Raw genomic sequence first — 19,294 nt, 5'->3', positions numbered from 1 at the left:
GCACAAGTTCGCTACACCGCTACTTCCAGGGCCAGTGGCGTCAGCTTCACTTCAAAGGCGGTGGCATCTTCTATGTAGTCACCATCGATGTGGAAGCCAATGGGCGCAGTGGAGCGCACCAGAATGTGGTGCGAGGTATGATAGACGGCCCCGCCGGAAGTAGCCAGCGTGCCCAGTGCCAGCCCCAGTCCCACCCGCACGGCCCGCGTCAACGACAAGCCATCAATCAAGCACACATCGAGCAGGCCATCCTCGATGTTGGCGAGGGGCGCGATGTAGGCGTTGTTGCCGTATTGGGCGGCGTTGGCGAAAGCCAGCACGTAGCAACTCGTATCAATAATTTGGTTGTTGAGTTCCACCTGGATGGGGGTCGGCCGGAACCGGCGGTACTCGCGCAGCGCCACCTTCACGTAGGTACTTAGGCCCCGGGTGCCGGCTTGGGCAAACATCTTGCTTACGTGGGCGTCGAAGCCTAACCCGGCCGTGCAGAAAAAAGGCCGACCATTGAGGTAGCCCACATCAATACGCTGAAATGCAGGGCGGCAGGCCCGGCGTACGGCGCCGGCAATATCGAGCGGAATCTTCAGGTGGCGGGCCAGCCCGTTGCCGGAGCCGCGGGGCACCACGCCCAAGGCCGCCGCCGTGCCGAGCAGTCCCCGCCCTACTTCGTTCACCGTTCCGTCGCCCCCCACGGCTACCACCACCCGAAAGCCCTCGGCCGCGGCCTGCTGGGCCAACGTTTCGGCGTGGCCGGCAAACTTGGTTGGCCAGACAGCAAACTCCGCTCCGGCCTCCGTGGCATAGCGCGTTAGCAAAGCCAGCACATCTTGCGTGCGGTTGGTACCAGAAGTTGGATTCAGAATAAAGCAGATGCGCACCTTAGAAACGAATAACAGAGTGGCGAAACAGCTAAATAAGCCGTTGGACTGGACAAAGGTACGGCTGCTAGCTGCCGGAGTAGCATCTTTCGACAGCATGCAGCCTGGCTAGAGTCAAACCAGCCCGGCAGCTGCCAGTCACCCATTGCTTGCGTGTTTGTTTCTGCCAGCTACAAGTAATGGAGTATAACCGCAAAGCAATACTATTCAGCCTAACAACAAAAAAGGCCTTCCTAGTAGTAGGAAGGCCTTTTTGATGATCTTGAAACAGCTTAGCCGTTCATCTTCTCGCCTAGTTTCTGGATGAGGTCGGCGGTGCGGGTGCTGTAGCCGAACTCGTTGTCGTACCAGCCGACCACTTTCACCAACGAGCCGTTGCTCGAAGTCAGCTGCGAGTCGAACACGCACGAGTGGGGGTTGCCCACGATGTCGATGCTCACCAGCGGGTCGGTGCTGTATTCCAGGATGCCTTTCAGCGGGCCTTCAGCAGCGGCTTTCATGGCGTCGTTGATTTGCTCTTTGGTTACTTCCTGCTTCAGAATTACGGTTAGGTCGGTCGTAGAGCCATCCGGAATAGGCACGCGCATGGCAATACCGTCCAGCTTGCCCTTCAACTGGGGCAGCACCAGCCCTACGGCTTTGGCAGCACCGGTACTGGTCGGGATGATGCTATACGCAGCGGCCCGAGCCCGACGCAGGTCTTTGTGCGGCGCGTCTTGCAGATTCTGGTCGGAAGTATAGGCGTGCACCGTGGTGATGTAGCCTTTCTCGATACCGAAAGCATCATCCAATACCTTGGCCATCGGGGCCAGGCAGTTGGTGGTGCAGCTGGCGTTGCTGAGGATGGTTTCGCTGCCGGTCAGGATGTCTTCGTTCACACCGAGCACCACGGTTGGGATGTTGCCGGTTGCGGGAGCCGAAATAACCACCTTCTTGGCGCCGGCCGTGATGTGCTGACCTGCGCCCGCCTCATCCACGAAACGGCCCGTCGATTCGAGCACTACGTCAATACCCATCTCACCCCAGGGCAGTAGCTTGGGGTCACGCTCGGCCAGGGCCTGAATGCGCTGACCGTTGACGGTCAGGCTGTTCTCGTCGTACGCTACCGTGCCATTAAAGCGGCCGTGTACCGAGTCGAACTTGAGCAAGTGAGCCAGCGTCTTGTTGTCTGTGAGGTCGTTGATAGCTACGACTTCCACGTTGTCGCGCTCGAGCAGCGACTTGAACGTCAGACGGCCAATCCGGCCGAAGCCGTTGATGGCGACTTTGATTTTAGCCATATTGTTAGGGGAATGGGGTGTTTAACGGCCTGCAAAGGCCGGGTGAAAAACGCGCAGCGAAGGTACAGGGCTCGGGGTACTTCGCCAAATCACTAAGCTTTCTACGATAGATTCAATTCAAATGAAAGTTTTTTCTCTTGACAATCAATTGGTTTACCTTCCCAAGCCAAACTTTTTAGTGCCGGGTAGTTGCCCAGAAGAAGGCAACCTCTATCTTTGCACCACCAAAACGGAAAACGCCTTCTTATCTGGTCCGTTCGTCTAGGGGTTAGGACAGTAGATTTTCATTCTACCAACAGGGGTTCGATTCCCCTACGGACTACTCGCCTCCCGTTTTGGCTTTCTTTTAAAACCCGCTTATCAACTTGATGAGCGGGTTTTTTGTTTACCCTCCCTCATGGGAAAGTTCGCTCCAACTATACGGCCCCAGCTCCTCACGACGTAGGTACGGCAGCTTAGTGGTGGATTTCGCCATCAATATTGGCTCTTGACTGCTTGGCTGATGGTAGTTGCAGGCGCTAGTGCCACTCAGCGCGGCTTTCAAGCAGTCGAGAGGCCATAAACTCAAGCTCTCTTCCATTTCGAGCACCGACGTTTGGGAGTTACCGGCAACTCCTGGCAAACGCTTAGCATTGAATGGATTGTCTTCTCAGAGCTTAGGTGCAAAAGGGCAATCCGAAGCTTAACTGAGCGCCCTTTCTGTGGAGATGCGCTAAAAAAATAATGTCTGTGCCTGGTTTTCTCTCGTAAACCAAGAAGTGTATCATCTGAAAAACGGCTCATGTCCCGCACCATTATTGTTTCCAACCGACTCCCTACCAAAATATTACGCACTGAAAACAGCCTTACATTCCAGCCTAGTGAGGGTGGCTTGGCCACGGGCCTAGGCTCCATCTACCAGCAAGGCGACAATGTGTGGGTGGGCTGGCCAGGATTGTTCGTTGAAGACGAAACAGAAGAACAACACGTGCAAGAGGAACTCCTGAAGGACAGCATGGTGCCGGTATTTCTGACGGAAGCAGAAATCCGGGATTTCTACGAAGGCTTCAGCAATTCCACGCTCTGGCCCACTTTCCACTACTTCACCCAATACGCCACCTACGAGCAGCAGCATTGGGACGCCTACGTGGCCGTCAACGAGAAATTCTGCCAAGCCGTGCTAGAGCAAGCCGGCCCCGAAGACACCATCTGGGTGCACGATTATCAGTTGCTGCTGCTGCCGGAACTACTTCGCCAGGCCCGACCCGACTGCACCATCGGCTTCTTCCTGCACATCCCGTTCCCTTCCCACGAGTTGATTCGGGTGCTGCCTTGGCGCAACGAGTTGCTGCAAGGCATGCTGGGCGCCGACTTGATTGGCTTCCATACCTACGGCTACATGCGGCATTTCTTGAGCGCCGTTTCGCAATTGCTCGGGCTGAACTCGCAAAACGGTCAAATTCAAACCCCCACCCGGACGGTGTTGGTTGATGCCTTCCCCATGGGCATCGACTACGACCGGTACGCTAGTGCGGCGGCCTCAGAGGCAGCGTTAACCCACGAGGCCCAGTATCGAGAGGCGTTGCGGAGTTCCCGCGTTATCCTTTCCATCGACCGGCTCGACTACACCAAGGGCATTGCGCAGCGGCTGCGGGCCTTTGAGGTGCTGTTGCAGCGCTACCCCGAGTGGCGCGACCAAGTAAGCTTGATTATGGTGGTGGTGCCCTCGCGCGACCAAGTGGCGCAATACGCGGCGTTGAAAGAAGAAATCGACGAACTGGTAGGCCGCATCAACGCCCAGTTTAGCTCTATTTCCTGGACGCCGATTCACTACTTCTACCGCTCGTTTCCGCTGGAAGAGTTGGCCGCCCTCTACCGGCTGGCGGAAGTGGCGCTGGTAACACCCATGCGTGACGGTATGAACCTGGTAGCCAAGGAGTTTGTGGCCAGCAAAGCCGACCAAAAAGGCGTGCTCATCCTGAGTGAGCGGGCCGGTGCGGCGCGCGAGTTGTCCGATGCTCTCATCATCAACCCCACCGACACTGGCCAGCTAGCCGAAGCCATGCACGATGCGCTGGTGATGCCCGAAGACGAGCAAATGCAGCGCATGGCCGCCATGCAAGCCTTGGTGCAGCAATACAACGTATTTTCGTGGACCAAGCTGTTCATGGACCGACTGTCGTACGCGAAAATCAAGCAGCTCACCCTGGCCACCGAAACCCTGGACGCGGTTACCGTAACGCAGCTAACCACCGAATACGAAGCCGCCAACAGGCGCTTGTTCCTGCTCGACTACGATGGTACGTTGGCCGGCTTCAACACCAACCCGCAACGCGCCAAGCCCGACGAGGAAATGCTGCTGCTGTTGCAACGCCTGGTGGAAAACCCGCGCAACCGGGTGGTTATCATCAGTGGCCGCGACCGAACCACGCTGCAAAAATGGCTCGGACATTTGCCGCTCGAATTCATTGCCGAGCACGGGGTGTGGCTGCGGCGCAAAGATGAGGACTGGACCTTGTTTCAGCCTCTGCGCAATGATTGGAAAGGCGAACTGCGGCCCATTTTGGAGCTGTACGTTAGCCGCACGGCAGGCTCGTTCATTGAAGACAAGGAGTACTCCCTGGTTTGGCACTTCCGGCGGGCCGATGCTGAGTTAAGCGCCATGCGCGCCCGGGAATTAGTCAGCCACCTCACGTTCCTGGCGTCCAACACCGATTTGCAGGTAATGGAAGGCAACAAGGTGATTGAAATCAAGAATGCGGGCATCAACAAAGGCACCGCGGCCTCGCGCTGGCTGACTGAGTACGAGCCGGACTTCATCATTGCCATCGGCGACGACCGCACCGACGAGGACACCTTTGGGGCCATGCCACCCGAGGCGTACACCATCAAAGTAGGCAGTGCCACCCGTTCCTTGGCGCGCTTCCACGTACGCGGCACCAACGATGTGCGGCAGTTGCTGCGGAAGCTGCTGTAGCAAGAAGTATTGCAAAGTAAAAAGGGCAGCGAATCTTGATTGATTCGCTGCCCTTTTTACTTGAAGTTAAGTGAGTTCTAAGCTCACGATTCCCATGTACGCTACACGAAGTTCGGCCGGTCCAGCTTCTTGGCAATGCGGTAGGCGGCATTCACGAGACCGACGTGGCTGTAGGCCTGCGGGAAGTTGCCCCACTGCGAGCCGGTTTTGGCGTCTACGTCTTCGCTAAGCAAGCCCAAGTGGTTGGTGTAGGTAAGCAGCTTCTCGAACTCCCGGATGGCATCGTCGAGGCGGCCGACGCAGGCCAGCGTTTCCACGTACCAGAAAGAGCAGATCAGGAAAGTGGTTTCGGGCGTACCGAAGTCGTCGGCGTGGCGGTAGCGGTAAAACAGGCCCTCGGGGGTCATCAAGTCCTTTTCCAGGGCCCGCAAGTGGGTGTGCGCCCGCTCGCTGGTGGGGTCGAGGTAGCCCATCATGATGAGCTGCAACGTGCTGGCGTCGAGGTGCGGCGAGCCGATGGCGTTGGCGTAGGCCTGGTGCTCTTCGTTGAAACACTGCTCGATGCGGCGCTCGGCTTCTTGCATCAGCTTGGCGGCCAACGCTTCCATGTCGGCGTTGCCGAGCGAATGGGCCACTTTGCGGGCGGCGTTGCTACCGGCCCAGTGGAACAGATAGGTGTAGCAGTGGTACTGCGCAATATGGCGGAACTCCCACAAACCGGCATCGGGCTGGTCCATGGTGGCCTGAATCATGTGCAGCGTTTCGTAAATCAGCTTGCTCGGGTTGGTGCGCTCGGGGTCGAGGAAGCGGCAATCCACGTAGAGCGGCAGCAGCGCCACCAGCACCTGCCCGTACACGTCGTTTTGGATGTGGGTGTAGGCGTCATTGCCGATGCGCACGGGTTGGTTGCCGAGGTAGCCGGCCAGCGGCAGCTCTATTTCGGTTAGCTCTGAGGCCCCACTGATGCCATAGAGCGGCTGGTACTTGCCCACCACCTTCGTGGAAATGTTGGCGATGTAGTGAAAATACCGCTCCATCTCCTCGAAGTGCCCGATGTTATTGAAGGCCGTGAGCGTGTAGTAGGTGTCGCGCATCCAGCAGAAGCGGTAGTCCCAGTTGCGGGTGCTGCCGGGCGCTTCGGGCAAGCTGGTGGTGCTGGCCGCAATGATGGCGCCGGTATCCTCGTACTGGTGCATTTTCAGGGCCAGCGCCGACCGAATAACGGCGCTCTGGTGGAAGTTGCTGATGCTGGTGCTCTTCACCCATTTGCGCCAGTAGTCCACGGTGCTGCGCAAAAACCGCTCGGCCGTGCTTTCCAAGGAAGCTTCGAGCGGCGCCCCGTACGTGAGCACGAGGTAGCGCGGCATGTTGAGTACAAAATCCTCGTCTTCAAGAATATACGTGAGCGGAATATCGGTGGTGAGGCGGATTTCCTCTTCGAGACCTAAGAAAGCAATATGGTTGGAGCTGCGGCGTCGGCTGAGCTGCTTTTCGCCGTATTCGCCTACGGGGTTGCAGGTTACGCGCACGCGGGGCGTGCCTACCAGCGGCTCCAGCTTGCGGATAATCATCAGGGGCTTGTAGTACCGCTCGTGCTGCTCGAAACGGGGCGCAAAGTCGGTGACGCGGTAGCGGCCTTCCTCGTTTTCGATTTCGGTGCAGAGCACATTGGTATTGGTTTGGTAGTATTGGCGCGTCTCGTAGGGGCCGCTCGCACCGGGCCGGACGCTGAACTCGCCGCCCTTGGTGGTATCGAGCAAGTCGCCGAACACGAAGCTGCTGTCGAAACGGGGCCAGCAAAGCCAGGCCACAGAGGTATCCTTGCGAATGAGGGCGAGGTAGGCGCAGTTGCCAATCAGGCCCATGTCGTAAGTGTGCTTGATCATCAGGAAGTGGTGTAGTTGTGAAGTGTGAAATTGAGAGATTGGGATAGTGAAGTCGAGGTTCTGGCCGCGCAAGTGGTGTAAGCCGCGCATCAACTTCCCTTTTCAAAATCATTCAATTTCACCACTAAGTACCCCATCGGGGCCGTTGGGGTTGCCGTAGCCTTCGGGCCAGAACCTACGTAGAGGAGCCGGACGGCCTTGCCGCTCGATTCTTTCCGCTGCTAACTTGCTCATGCCTAGCTCTTCGCCTCAACGCTCCAATCATACGCCACTTTACATCACCCTCGCCTTACTAGCTGCCCTAGTGGGCGCTTATTTTCTTTGGCCCGCCTTTCAGGAGGCGGCGCAAGAAGGCTTCGCAGTGCTGAAGAGCGGCGAGCAAAAACGCATTGCCGCCTGGATGCAGCAGTTCGGGTATTGGGGGCCAGTGGTGCTGGTACTACTGATGGTGGTGCAGATGTTTCTGTTTGTGGTGAACGTGGTGGCCCTGATTTTGGTGGCCATACTCGCTTATGGGCCGTGGTGGGGGTCGTTGCTGGCATTGGGCGGCTGCGTGGTGGCTTCCACGGTGGGCTATGCCCTGGGCCGTGCGCTCGGCGAGTCGTTTGTGAGCCGACTGCTGGGCGAGAAAACCGAGAAAAAGGTTATCGACGTGGTGCACCGCTACGGGGTATGGGCCATCATCATTGCCCGCCTCTCCCCCGCCCTCTCCGACGACGCCATCAGCTTTGTGGGCGGCGTGGCACGCATGGGCTACCTGAAATTTATTGCCGCCACGGTAGTGGGGGTGGTGCCCCTGATTGCGCTGCTGGCCTACCTCGGCGAAGACAGCAACCGCCTGAAAACCGGCCTGCTATGGGTGTCGGGAGTAAGTCTGTTGCTGTTCGGGGCGTACGTGTGGTGGGACCGGCAGCGGCAAAAAACCACGTAAATCCTTGCCAGGAACTTGCAGGGTATCTTTTCCATGCTTTATCTTTGCACCACCAAAACGAAATCCGGTCCGTTCGTCTAGGGGTTAGGACAGTAGATTTTCATTCTACCAACAGGGGTTCGATTCCCCTACGGACTACTTTTTTAAAAGGCCTCTACGATACCGTAGAGGCCTTTTACTTACCGTTCACTCCCTAGCGCATTGTAAGCTTCGGCAGTTGCTTTCCGGCACCACAGCTTTAGTCCGCCTGTTTTTTCACCACGCTGATTTTACCGCTGCGTTCTAGGTGCATCGACTCGACTTCATCCACCGACTTGACGTTGGCTGTTTCGCGCAGCCCTTCCAGTAGCTCCTTCTCGGTTATTTCGCTCTGGCGCATTTGGTCGCGCAATATCTGCCCTTCCTCCGCGAGCATTGTGGATTCTCCTTTGATAAGCCAACTAAACCATTCGTAACGGTACGCCACCATAGCCAGCAGGCGGTGCAAGCCCACAAAAATGGCGCAGGCCAGGAGCGTCGACCACAAAGGCGACGCCGCCATCACGGCCCGACTAAGCAGCGAGCCGAGCGTAATTTTCAACACCAAATCGAAAGCCGTGCCGCGGCCGAAAGTGCGAGGGCCAGCCACCCGCAGCATGGCCAGTGCGGCGCAAAAAACGAGCACGGCGCGCGCGGCAACCTGCGAGGCGGTGATGGTATTGGCCTCGGCATGTAAGCCCAATAAGTCTATAAAAAAGCTGGTGTTCATTCCTGGTATCTAGTCAAAGTAGAAAATAGCACCTACTGCAAGAGGCAACACTTAACACGCATAAGGGGATAAGAGAATGGGGAAGAAACTGCCGAGTCTTTGCCAGGGCAGCGAACAAGCCCTACGGCAAGCCAGTCAGTAGCAGACGCCTGTTCGTCTTACGGCCGGAGGCAGTGATGGTTGGCATTTACCTCAGGGACAGAGGCGGTAGTGCGAAGCTCAGGCTTCGCGTATTGAAGAACAATTAACGCCGCGCCGCCGCACTAACCTTGCTCAACGATACGCGAAGCTCAGGCTTCGCGCTACTGCTTCTGCCCCCGAGGTAAATGCCAACCGATTTTCGCACTACACTCCGTGACGAGGATAGAAATGCCACAAAACTGCATTTCGACCTGACTACAAAGCTGCGCGCCTAGGTGCAAACTGCTTTGGTTGGATTTTTTGTTGCGCTTGCGCGGATCGACCGCCTTAATAAGAAAAGTACACCTTCCTACTTGTCAAAACGCCTCAGCAACTAACTTTGTGCACTTAAAGTACCGTTCTTGATCTAGCCGGTGCTATTTCTGCTTGGCTTCTGACGCTGTTTGCTCCGTGCGCTTTCCTTTCAGCCTTCGTTTCGTTCTTGGTTTTGCAGCCCTGTTCTTGGGCTGTCTACTGACTACCCTTACCTCTCAGGCCCAAAACGGGCCTTTATTGCGCGAGTTGGTGGTGCGCACCGACACCACTCGCTACCAACTCAGCCGCAACACCGTAGCGGTGCAGGGCGAACAAAATTTGTACTTCTACTACCGCCAGGAAGACGAAACCGCCGAGCTGGAAGTGTACCCGCTGCAACTGCGGACGCCCCTGCGCCTCGTGCGCTCCGCCGACTTCACCTTGCTCGACTCGCTGACGGCGGCCCCGAACGGGCAGTTCTACCGGGCCAAGGTGCGGTTCAAGGAGTTGTCGGCGGTGCGGTTTCTGCGGTTCACTTTCACCCAACCCTCCGACTCGACGGGCCGCCCGGCCCTCACCCAAACCGTAAACCTGCTGCCCGTGACGCGCACCACGCTGGAACTGCGCCCGGCGGATACCGAGCTCTATGTAGGCGAGGAAAAGGTGTTCGAGCTGAGCACCAACAACGTGAAGAACATCCGGGCCGGGGCCGACTGGACCAAGGGCCAGGATATCGACTACCGCATCACGCAGGAAAAAGGCAGTTTGCGCCTGCACGTGGTGCCCAACGCCCTGGGCAGCCGGGTGCTTACGGTACGGCCCCAAACCGAGCGGCCCTTCCTCACCGACAACAACCGCCGCATCAGCTACGCGCTGCCACCTATCCGGCAGGAATTCACGGTGAAGGCGTCGCGGCTGCGCTTTCTGAACGTTGATAAAAAGGAAGTTACGATAGACGATATTTCGCAGCGTAAGGGGGTGGAGCTGATTCTCGACAACGGCCGCACCTTCGAGCTGAAGCGCACCTACCGCATCGAGGAGCAGGAAGAAGCGGGCGGGGCGCTGATTGCCGAGCTCTTCACGCGCCAGTACCTCACCAACGACCGGGTGCTGTGCTGGTTGCGCGTCTACAACACGCACCGCCTCACCGACAGCTACCTCTACATCAAGGAAAACGACCAGGCCAAGTACATCACCAACCTCAACATCTCGCCCAAAACCACCGTCACGACGGTGAGCGTGCGGCACCGCGGCGGCGACTGGAGCAACAGCCCTAATGTAAGCCCCGGCGAAACGGTGGACGTGCGGCTGGAAGGGGTGTCGTTGCAGCGGGCCCGGTTTCACTTCGAGGACGTGCAGATTGTACCGTCCGATTCCAGCGTGCGGACCGATGCGGTGGTGGTGTACCGGGTGCAAATCCCGCTCACCATCGACAAGAAGCGCATTACCATCTACAATGTGGGCCAGCCGACGGGCTTCAACTTGTCGGTGAAGGAGTTTCAGCGGCCGCACCCGCTCGATTTTGTGAGCGTGACCTTCGGGGAAGCGCCCCGGCCCCTCACGCGCTTGAATGGCCCCGTGCTCTACGACCGCACCGTCCGCGACGTGGTGTTCAGCTTCAACACCAACGGCATCGACTCCGACAAGCAGCTCTACGGCAAGCAGTACCTGACCTTCGACATCCGGACCCAGAACAGCAAGGGCGAGCTGATTGAGATGCGCACCGTTGATAACGTGGTGGTGTGCCCCGGCGAAAACTCGGTGCGGGCCGCTTTCTACCAAGACAAGCAATGCCAAGTGGGCAACATCAGCCTCAACAGTTTGCTTAACGCCCGCAAAACCTACGACCTCGACGACTGGAGCACCATGCTAATTACGGTGAAGCACACGGCCGCGCAGTACCAGGAACCGGGCTTCTCGCAGAAGCTGGAACTGGTGTTGCAGCGCCGCGTGAAATTCGATATCGACGTGAGCTTCCCGGCGGGCCTGCTCACCAAGCGCCAGGGCGAAACCGGTTACGGCTCGTTTGGGGGCATTTCGCTGGCCATGCTGGCGCAGTTCAGCTTCTACCACCCCGAGAAAATCAACCGCCTCCGGCCCTATAAAGTGGGGGCCGGCTTCGTGGCCCTCAACGCCTTCAACCTGAGCAACGACGATGCCGACAACCGGGACCTTGGCATTGTGATTCTCGGCTCCGTTTACCCTACCCGCCGCGAAGCCCGCCTTACCTTCCCCCTCTACCTAGGCGGCGGTTACCTACTCGCCAAAGGCAAGTGGTTTTATTTGTTGGGCCCCGGCATCGGCGTACGGCTTTAGGTGAAAGCGACCAACTAGCAGGCCGTCCTGCTGAACTGGCCGAAGAGTGCTCTGGTACGCCTCTATTTCACGGGCAGCTCGATGCTGACAATGGTGCCCTGGCCGGGGCGGGAGTTGATGGTCAGGCAACCGCCGAGCAGCCCTACCCTATTGCGGAGGCCGGGCAGCCCAATGCCGTGCCGGGGCGAGTAGTCCGGGTCGGGCTCGAAGCCCTGGCCGTTGTCTTCCACTGAAATGGCCAGCTTATCGTCTTCGCGCACGACGTGAACGAAGGCTTCTTGGGCCTGGGCGTGCTTGATGATATTGTTGAGCAGCTCCTGCACAATGCGGTACACAGCCACTTCCATCAGCTTGGGCAGCGGCTGCTCTAAACCAACCAAGTGCAAATGCAGCGGCAAGCTCTGGCTCGGAATCCGGCGCAACAACTCTTCCAGCGCAAACTTCAACCCGAAATCTTCGACGATGCCGGGCGTCAGCTCGAACGAGATGGTGCGCGTCATCCGAATGGCTTCGTCTAGGAGCGAGTGCACCTCGTCGCGGGGGCGGCCGGGGCCCGAACGGTTGTGGAGGTGCAGCTTGGTGGCGTAGAGGAGCTGGCCTACGCCGTTGTGCAAAGCCTCGGCAATGCGCTTGCGCTCGGCTTCCTCGGTGGTCAGGATGGCCGACAGCACCTCTTGCTGCTGGCTTAGGCGCAGACGAGTGGTTTCCTCGATCAGGCGGTTGCGCTCGGTCATGTCGCGAACGACGACCAGCACCCCGTTGATTTCATCTTGCAACTCGCCGCGCAGCGGCACGAAGTAGACGTCGTAGTAGCCGGGGCGCACGATGAAAGGAACTCCGCTTTGTACCACCCGCTCGCCGCTGCGCAGCACCTGCTCGAATAGCTGCCGCCACTCCGGCGTATCCAGCTTCGGAAACACGGCAAACACTTCCCGGCCGAGCACTTCCGCCTCCCGCATCCCCGCGTACTTCTCGGCTTCCCGGTTCCAGGCCGTGATATGGCCGGCGCGGTCGAGGGCAATAATGCCGTCCACGCTGTTGTCGAGCAGGCTTTCCGAAAATTCTTTTTCGGCCCGCAGCTGCTCGCGGGCCGCCCGCTGCTTGGTAATGTCGCGCCAGACGGCGTGCACCAGCTGCTCGCCGTCCACGTCGATATACGTCAGCACTATCTCCAGCCATTTGCTAGCGCCCGTGAACGTATGCCGAAACCACTCGAAGCGGTGGGCATTCTTGCGGCGCAGCAGCGCGTAGTGTTGCTTGATGAGGTCGGCGGAGCGGCCGCCGCCGGGCTGAACCTCGGGCACCAGCAGGTCGATAGACTGCGCTACCACCTGGCTTTTGTCGGTGGCCTCGAGGAGCCGCAAAGCCGCCATGTTGCAGTCCACGATAGTTAGGTTACGAATAAGCACCACGGCATCGGCGCTTTGCTCGAACAGTTGCCGGAAGCGGGCTTCGCTCCGGGCCTGCGCCTCAAGAGCCGCGCGGTAGGCACTGATGTCGGTCATGGCCAGGCGCAACTGCGGCGCCTGGCCTGGCGTGTTTACCCGGTAGCCGGCGAGTTGCACGTAAATTATTCCCTTGTTGGCGCGGGCAAAGCGCAGCTCACAGGTTTGCCGCTCGTCGGTGGCCAGCAGCGTCTTCAGGAAGCGGCCGAATACCACCCGCTCCCACTCGGCCATAAATGTTTCCAGCCGCTTCCGCACCAAATATTGTCGCTCAACGCCCAGCAGTTGCGCCGCGCTTAGGTTGAGCTGCTGTATGATGCCGTTGGCATCAAGCGTGAGGTAGCCGATGGGCGCGAAATCGTAGAGGTCCACGTAGGCGGCGCGGGCTGTTTCGGCTTCGGTTTGTGCCAGCAGCAGCTCCTCGTACTGCATTTCCAGCTCTATTTGGTGGGTTTGCAGCTCCTGTATCAGTCGCTGCATCACGTCGGGGGTCTGGTCGTTGGCCGCGCGCGTCACCAGCAGGCGCCGCCGCTCGGCCCGCTCACGCAGGGCAATGAGGGCTTCTTGAGGACTTGGCTGGTGGTTGGGCTCGGAACTCATAGCGAAAGGAATAGCCTATAGTACAATATAACTGCGTATCTACGCAGACTTTCGTTGGCACGGACAGAATAGATGGAATAATACGCGCGGCTACTGCGCTTAAGCTGCGCAGTAGCCGCGCAGGGCCAACAGGTGAGCAGCAACTAGTTGAGCGCCTATTGAAAGCCAGATAACTAGCCAGCTAGGAGTTGTCATTCCGCGCATCAACTTGTTAGTGGAACAGCGCATCCGTAATTGGCTGTGCGGCAGGTGTTTGGGTGGCTTCTCCTTTCCCTAAAAATAAACCTACCGCCCGCTGCGCTTACGGCGTGGCGGGCGGCAGGTGAGGAATCCTACAGAAACAAACGGCTACTGAAGCGAGCCGGCCGCCGGCCGTGCGATGCTGGCGGGCAGTGCTAGGCAGGGACGCTATTGAAGGCTTGTACGCCCAGCAGCAGGTGGTTGGTGCGGTGGCCTTGGCTGAGCAGGCGGCGGCCGTAGAGCGTGACGCGCCGCCGCCCCACGCCGGGAAAATCAGCCTCGAACTGGAAATCATCGAAGGCCGTTTCCTCCTCGAGCAGCGCGTGCAACATTTTGTGCAACGCGGGTTGGCTCCAGGCACCGCCGCCAAGCAAAGTCAGCGGCAGCCTCTTCACCCCAGCAACCGTCACGCCAAAGGCGCTGGCAAACGGCGCACTCACGGTGAGCACGCGCAACTCGCCGTCGAGCACCAGTAGGGGCTCGCGCACCGTCTCGACGATGCTTTCGGCGAAGCGGCGGCTGGCTTCAAGCTGTTCTTCGAGCTGCTTGCGGCTGGTAACGTCGGTGAAGGTGATGACGGCACCGCTGATGTAGTTGTCGAGGGTGCGGTAGGGCATGATGCGCATGGCGTACCACTCGCCGCTAAGGGCCTGGATGGTGGCTTCGACGCTCACCAACCGGTCGAGCACCTGCGCCACGTCGGCGGTTAGCTGCTCGTAACGCAGGTTGTTGGCAAAGTGCGTGACGGGCCGGCCCACATCGGTGGGCAGCAGCGGAATAATGCGCGTCACGGGCGGCGTGAACCGCTTGATGCTCATATCGTTGTCGAGGAAGATGATGGCTATTTCGGTGGCGTCGAGCAGGTTCTTCATGTCGTTGGCGGCATGGCCCAGCTCCTCGGTTTTGTGCAGGTACTGCGTGTTGAGGGTCATCAGCTCCTCGTTCATGCTCTGCATTTCCTCCCGGTTGGTCATGGCCTCCTCGTTGGTGCTTTGCAGCTCCTCGTTGGTGCTTTGCAGTTCCTCGTTGGTGCTTTTGAGCTCCTCCAGGCTGCTTTCCATTTCCTCGATGGTGGTTTGGAGGCGGTGGCGGGTGTATTGCAGCTCTTTTTCGAGGGCCACAATGGGCGAATCCTGGCTGGAATCGGCGGGCCCGGGCGGCGCCCGCCGCACCCGGCGCGCGGTAGCCACATCTTCGAACACCACCAGCAGCAAGCCCGCCAGTTGCTCGGGTTCCGCCAGGTATTTCACCGTGAGGCGCAGCAGTTGATAGCCCGCCTCGGTTAGCAATTTTACGTCTTCACTTACTATCGTCGTCTGCTGCTGCACGGCGCGGTGCACGGCGGTGCTGATTTCGTAGTGCAGCTCTTCGCGGGCCATGTCGAGGAGGTTGAGCCCGCTCAGGCCGGGCGCGGGCTCCAGGTACTTGCCGGTGCGGCCATTAACAAACAATATCTCGCCTTTGGCATTGATTACCACCGCCGGCGGGGCGTAGGAAGCGAGCAGCAGGCGCTGAATATGGGCCACAAACGTGTTGTCGCGGTGCGGCGCGGCAGAAGTAATCATGCTGCTGGAAGGGGAAGGTGAGGCGTGCTGCCCCGACACAAAAGGAAAGTTGGCCACCCGCGCCAGTTGCGAGGCGGTTTCGTTGGCCCGCGAAATTTTCCATTTCACGTCCAGGGGCGCAAACAATTCCTGGAAGCCGGTAATGTTCTCCGATGGCCCCAAAAACAGAATACCACCCGGCTTGAGAGAGTAGTGAAAAATGGGAATCAGATTTTTTTGCAGCTCGGCCGACAAATAAATCAGCAGGTTGCGGCAGCAAAGCAAGTCGAGCCGGGTGAAGGGCGCGTCTTTGTTGATGTTGTGCAAGGCAAACACCACCGCATCGCGCACGTCTTTCCGGATCTGATAGGAGCCGTCGATTTTGATGAAGTAGCGCCCCAGCCGCTCCGCCCCCACGTCGGCCGCAATGTTGGCGTGATAGACACCAATCCGGGCCAAGTTGATGCTTTCGGCGTTGATGTCGGTAGCGAAAAGCTGCAAGCTCAGGTTGCGGTCGGGCTCGGCCTCGAAGCATTCGAAAATAGTAATGGCCAGCGAATACGCTTCTTCGCCGGTCGAGCAGCCCGGCGCCCACACCCGAATGGTGCTGCCGGGCTCTTGCTGCCGGATCAGCACCAGCAGGTGGCGCTTGAGCACGGCGTAGGCTTCGGGGTCGCGGAAAAACTTGGTAACGCCAATCAGCAGTTCCTTAAACAAATACTCCACCTCCTGCGCGTTTTCCTGGAGGTAGCGCACATAGTGCGTAAACTCCTTGATTTGGTGGGTGTTCATGCGGCGCTCGATGCGCCGGAACACGGTGTTGCGCTTGTAGTAGGAGAAGTCGTGCCCGGTTTGGTTGCGAATCAGAATAAAGATTTTCTGCAAGGCGTGGGTCGGGAGCGTGGTCGACGAATCGGGGTCGGCGGTGGCCCGCTGGGGGCGGCGCATCAGGGGCCGGTGCACGTAGTCGAGCAGGCGGGGCACCATGTGGGCAGCGGGCAGAATATAATCCACAAACTCGGTGGCAATGGCGGCGCGCGGCATACTGTCGTACTCGGCCGTGGCGGGGTCCTGCACCATCACCATGCCGAAGTTTTCCATTATCATCTTCAGCCCGATGCTGCCATCGGAGCCCATGCCCGAGAGAATAACGCATACGGCCCGCTCGCGCACGTCCTTGGCCAAGCTTTGCAGAAAGTAGTCGATGGGCAGGCGGCGGCCCGGGGGCTGCGTGGGCTCGAAGAGGTGCAGCACGCCGTGCAAGAGCGACATGTCCTTACCCGGCGGAATCACATACACTTGATTGGGCCGCACCTGCATCCCGTCGGTGACTTGCAGCACGGGCACGGCAGTGAAATGCTGGAGCACCTGCCGCAGTTCGCTCTCAATGCCGGCCATCTGGTGCGTTACCACGATGTAGGCGAGGTTGCCGTTTTCGGGCACCGCCCGCAGAAATTCTTCTAGGGCGCTGAGCGCGCCCGCCGAGCCGCCCAAGCACACAACCGGGAAGTTGATGGGGTTGCGCACCAAATTGACCCCTAGCCGGTCGGGGCCGGATTGGATTTCAATGCCAGCCGCAGGAGCCGCGGGCGCAACGGGAATAGCAGGTGAGGCAGGGCCCGCAAGGGAATTCTGCCCCACAGATTTTTTTTTCATAGCAACAGGAGCAGCCTTTTAGCAAGGGCGGCGAAGAGAAATCCGGAAGTCTGCTTTCTCAAAAGTAAGCAGAAAGAATTGGGCGCCCCGGCTTTACGAAACGGTTGAGTTGCTAAAATAACCGGTTCGATGGGCAGCTAAATGGTATTTTTGTACGTAAACTTTTTCTTTTAAAGCCGGCTTGTTCCACTGATTCAAGCTCTGGTATTCGTTTTTAACTTCCCTTAGTGAAACCGTCCTACATCATAGTCGTCGGCACTTCCGCTGGTGGAATGCTGGCCCTCACGCAACTGGTAGCCCAACTGCCCGCCACTCTACCCGCCGCCGTGCTGGTAGTGCAGCACTTGTCCCCCGAATCGTCGGGGGAGCATTTGGTAGCGCGCCTGAGCACGCACACCAAATTGCGCTGCCGCCTGGCCGCCCATCAGGACCTCATCGAATCAGGACACTTGTATCTGGCGCGCGCCGACCGGCACCTGCTGGTGCACGACGGCCGGCTGCTGGTTACGAAAGGTCCGCGCGAAAACAACTTTCGGCCCGCCGTAGACGCTCTGTTTCGGGCCGCAGCCGTGAACTATGGCGTCACCGTTATTGGCGTAGTGCTCACGGGTATGCTGTACGACGGCACCGCCGGCCTCGATTTTGTTAAGCGTTGCGGCGGCCAAGCCATCGTGCAAGACCCCCAAGACGCTGAATTTCCGAGTATGCCCTACACAGCGCTCCGCAACGTCGAAGTCGATTACGTGGTGCCGCTCTCCCATATCGGAGCCCTTTTGCAGGAGCTGACGAGCCAAGCGCCGCCACCTCCAAAACTTATTCCTGACGATTTAAAAGCGGAGGCCGCTATTGCGGAACGAGTTGTGGGAACCACCGAAGACATCGACCGAATAGGTGAGCAAGTACCGCTCACGTGTCCCGACTGCGGCGGCGCCCTCTGGAAGCTGGAACATGGCAACGTGCTGCGGTTCCGCTGCCATACCGGCCACGCCTTCACCGCCGACGCGCTGTTTGAAAGCTCGAAACACGCGCTGGAAGAAACCCTGTGGGTGGCGCTGCGCATGATGGAAGAGCGCAAAAACCTACTGAGCAGCATGGCCATCCGGGGCGAAGGCCAGTGGAGCATGCAGCAGGAAGAGCGCCTCGAAGAAATTAAGAGCCACATCAACCGCCTCCGCGAATTTCTGCTCAACGGCACGTCGGGCGCTACTACGGCGTCGGAGCAGGAGCAAGCGTAGCGCCTTACTTGTATTAACTGTAGAAAGCAATGTCCTGGCCAAACCGTATGCATACGGCTTGGCCGGGCATTTGTATTTAGTACGCAAATTAAATACGTATTAACACCAATATATTAAGGGTTTATACGTAGATAAAATTGTGTTTTTATTTGAACTATTGTAACGTAAAGCGAGGGAACGTATCGGAAGCCTGCACAAGCTTACTGTTTTCTTCTATCCTGCTATCTGAGGCGCCGTGCTTCCTCTATATGCCACCGTTAATGTCGCGCCTTACCTCTGCACAACTTCGGGAAGTAGGTTTTCGCCCCTGTTCGCACCCGCCGCACGGGTGGCAGCACGCCGGCGACGTATACATGCGAGAGTTGCGCAAAGGCTCGGCCTACGTGCTGTGCGTAGAGCACTCAGAGGAAGTGGAAGCCTTTATTGGGGACTGGATGAACCCCCTGGCTTATTTCTACTGGCCCGTTGCCGACATGCGCAAGCTGGAAGGCCTGCTGAATCTGGCTCCGAACTAAACCGCTAGTCCGCTACTATACAAGCTTCGGACAGCACCATTTTGCGGTTGCGCAGTGAGCTGACTTTGATATATTTAAAGTCTATAGCCTATGGATTTAACTACCAACTAGCGCCTTACCAAGCGCCCACAACAATTCTATCTTGTTTGGGCAACTTGTTGTACGGTTCTCTCCGGCTTGGGCTATGATAGGGTAGCGAAAGAACGTGCAGCTGGCACCGCAAACTCGTGCCGAACCGACGCAGTACTTGGGGCCGCTTATAGCAAGGCTGGCCCCCACCCGAACAACTACTTGGGATATACACTCCCTACCTCCTGCCTTAGCTACAGACTCGTTGGAGTTGGTAGGGCAAGACCCCTCGTAAGCGGATGCTAGGTGTACTTAAATCGGTACGTATTTGAAAAATACGTGCTTTCAACAGGACTATTCCGTATTAATCGGGTCACTTTCGAGGGGAATGGTTGCGTTAAAGGACAGAGCTAGCTGCCCAACCGAAATGCGGCCGGAGTAGCAGTTTCTCGTCACCACGGGCAGCCGGCTGCTGATAGTTGGAAAGGTTCCTGAAGAGTTGCCCCTCTATCTCCCTCTCCGCCGCATTTCATTGCCGTAACCGTTGCGGGTGCACCGCA

The 19,294-nt window shown here is 58.3% G+C and carries 12 protein-coding genes and 2 tRNA genes; 7 read left to right on the top strand and 7 right to left on the bottom strand.

All coding sequences use genetic code 11. The features are described 5' to 3' along the window. Positions 1 to 11: 11 nt before the first annotated feature. Positions 12 to 878 carry a diacylglycerol/lipid kinase family protein gene (locus ACFE7X_RS03880; protein ID WP_375434345.1) on the bottom strand — a complete coding sequence of 289 codons (867 nt, stop codon included), beginning with the start codon at positions 876 to 878 and terminating at the stop codon, positions 12 to 14. A gap of 272 nt (positions 879 to 1,150) precedes the next feature. Continuing rightward, positions 1,151 to 2,158 carry a type I glyceraldehyde-3-phosphate dehydrogenase gene (gene gap / locus ACFE7X_RS03875; RefSeq protein ID WP_375434344.1) on the bottom strand — a complete coding sequence of 336 codons (1,008 nt, stop codon included), beginning with the start codon at positions 2,156 to 2,158 and terminating at the stop codon, positions 1,151 to 1,153. Between the two features lie 250 nt (positions 2,159 to 2,408). On the opposite strand from gap, the gene ACFE7X_RS03870 reads away from it, so the two are divergent. Together ACFE7X_RS03870 and ACFE7X_RS03865 are read left to right on the top strand one after the other, a co-directional pair. Then, positions 2,409 to 2,480: transfer RNA gene (locus tag ACFE7X_RS03870), tRNA-Glu, on the top strand. A gap of 459 nt (positions 2,481 to 2,939) precedes the next feature. After that, complete coding sequence (locus tag ACFE7X_RS03865) at positions 2,940 to 5,114, top strand: bifunctional alpha,alpha-trehalose-phosphate synthase (UDP-forming)/trehalose-phosphatase (protein ID WP_375434343.1); 2,175 nt, start codon at positions 2,940 to 2,942, stop codon at positions 5,112 to 5,114. 101 nt (positions 5,115 to 5,215) lie between these two features. On the opposite strand, the gene ACFE7X_RS03860 is transcribed toward ACFE7X_RS03865, so the two are convergent. Further along, positions 5,216 to 7,000, bottom strand: a complete 1,785-nt coding sequence (locus ACFE7X_RS03860) for a glycoside hydrolase family 15 protein (RefSeq protein ID WP_375434342.1) — start codon at positions 6,998 to 7,000, stop codon at positions 5,216 to 5,218. Between the two features lie 108 nt (positions 7,001 to 7,108). After that, the gene (locus ACFE7X_RS03855) at positions 7,109 to 7,234 is read right to left on the bottom strand and encodes a hypothetical protein (protein WP_375434341.1); all 126 of its coding nucleotides are present in this window, start codon (positions 7,232 to 7,234) and stop codon (positions 7,109 to 7,111) included. Here ACFE7X_RS03855 and ACFE7X_RS03850 point away from each other — a divergent pair. Together ACFE7X_RS03850 and ACFE7X_RS03845 are read left to right on the top strand one after the other, a co-directional pair. Further along, positions 7,233 to 7,931, top strand: a complete 699-nt coding sequence (locus ACFE7X_RS03850) for a TVP38/TMEM64 family protein (RefSeq protein WP_375434340.1) — start codon at positions 7,233 to 7,235, stop codon at positions 7,929 to 7,931. The genes ACFE7X_RS03855 and ACFE7X_RS03850 overlap by 2 nt on opposite strands. A 66-nt stretch (positions 7,932 to 7,997) precedes the next feature. Further along, positions 7,998 to 8,069 (top strand) — tRNA-Glu (locus ACFE7X_RS03845). Positions 8,070 to 8,169: 100 nt separating this feature from the next. On the opposite strand, the gene ACFE7X_RS03840 is transcribed toward ACFE7X_RS03845, so the two are convergent. Then, the gene (locus tag ACFE7X_RS03840) at positions 8,170 to 8,679 is read right to left on the bottom strand and encodes a DUF421 domain-containing protein (protein WP_375434339.1); all 510 of its coding nucleotides are present in this window, start codon (positions 8,677 to 8,679) and stop codon (positions 8,170 to 8,172) included. Positions 8,680 to 9,321: 642 nt separating this feature from the next. On the opposite strand from ACFE7X_RS03840, the gene ACFE7X_RS03835 reads away from it, so the two are divergent. Next, on the top strand, positions 9,322 to 11,430 hold the full coding sequence (locus tag ACFE7X_RS03835; RefSeq protein WP_375434338.1) for a hypothetical protein: 2,109 nt from the start codon (positions 9,322 to 9,324) through the stop codon (positions 11,428 to 11,430). A gap of 62 nt (positions 11,431 to 11,492) precedes the next feature. On the opposite strand, the gene ACFE7X_RS03830 is transcribed toward ACFE7X_RS03835, so the two are convergent. Further along, positions 11,493 to 13,475, bottom strand: a complete 1,983-nt coding sequence (locus ACFE7X_RS03830; protein ID WP_375434337.1) for a PAS domain S-box protein — start codon at positions 13,473 to 13,475, stop codon at positions 11,493 to 11,495. Between the two features lie 395 nt (positions 13,476 to 13,870). Next, on the bottom strand, positions 13,871 to 16,915 hold the full coding sequence (locus ACFE7X_RS03825; protein WP_375434336.1) for a chemotaxis protein CheB: 3,045 nt from the start codon (positions 16,913 to 16,915) through the stop codon (positions 13,871 to 13,873). 227 nt (positions 16,916 to 17,142) lie between these two features. Here ACFE7X_RS03825 and ACFE7X_RS03820 point away from each other — a divergent pair, with 227 nt between their 5' ends. Together ACFE7X_RS03820 and ACFE7X_RS03815 are read left to right on the top strand one after the other, a co-directional pair. Further along, positions 17,143 to 18,150: a chemotaxis protein CheB gene (locus tag ACFE7X_RS03820; protein ID WP_375434335.1), complete on the top strand. Its 1,008-nt coding sequence runs from the start codon at positions 17,143 to 17,145 to the stop codon at positions 18,148 to 18,150. A 248-nt stretch (positions 18,151 to 18,398) separates the two neighbouring features. Beyond that, positions 18,399 to 18,665 (top strand): hypothetical protein, encoded by a 267-nt coding sequence (locus ACFE7X_RS03815; protein ID WP_375434334.1) that lies wholly within the window; start codon positions 18,399 to 18,401, stop codon positions 18,663 to 18,665. Positions 18,666 to 19,294: the final 629 nt, after the last annotated feature.

Source organism: uncultured Hymenobacter sp. (genome assembly GCF_964242765.1).
GTDB lineage: Bacteria > Bacteroidota > Bacteroidia > Cytophagales > Hymenobacteraceae > Hymenobacter.
The sequence above is the reverse complement of the archived record's forward strand: the minus strand, read 5'-3'. Positions and strand labels throughout refer to the sequence as shown.

Coding starts and splice junctions, on each gene's coding strand:
- ACFE7X_RS03850 (WP_375434340.1), top strand. CDS start 7,233: ATGCCTAGCTCTTCGCCTCAACGCTCCAATCATACGCCACTTTACATC.
- ACFE7X_RS03855 (WP_375434341.1), bottom strand. CDS start 7,234: ATGAGCAAGTTAGCAGCGGAAAGAATCGAGCGGCAAGGCCGTCCGGCT.
- ACFE7X_RS03860 (WP_375434342.1), bottom strand. CDS start 7,000: ATGATCAAGCACACTTACGACATGGGCCTGATTGGCAACTGCGCCTAC.
- ACFE7X_RS03865 (WP_375434343.1), top strand. CDS start 2,940: ATGTCCCGCACCATTATTGTTTCCAACCGACTCCCTACCAAAATATTA.
- ACFE7X_RS03815 (WP_375434334.1), top strand. CDS start 18,399: ATGCCACCGTTAATGTCGCGCCTTACCTCTGCACAACTTCGGGAAGTA.
- ACFE7X_RS03825 (WP_375434336.1), bottom strand. CDS start 16,915: ATGAAAAAAAAATCTGTGGGGCAGAATTCCCTTGCGGGCCCTGCCTCA.
- gap (WP_375434344.1), bottom strand. CDS start 2,158: ATGGCTAAAATCAAAGTCGCCATCAACGGCTTCGGCCGGATTGGCCGT.
- ACFE7X_RS03840 (WP_375434339.1), bottom strand. CDS start 8,679: ATGAACACCAGCTTTTTTATAGACTTATTGGGCTTACATGCCGAGGCC.
- ACFE7X_RS03830 (WP_375434337.1), bottom strand. CDS start 13,475: ATGAGTTCCGAGCCCAACCACCAGCCAAGTCCTCAAGAAGCCCTCATT.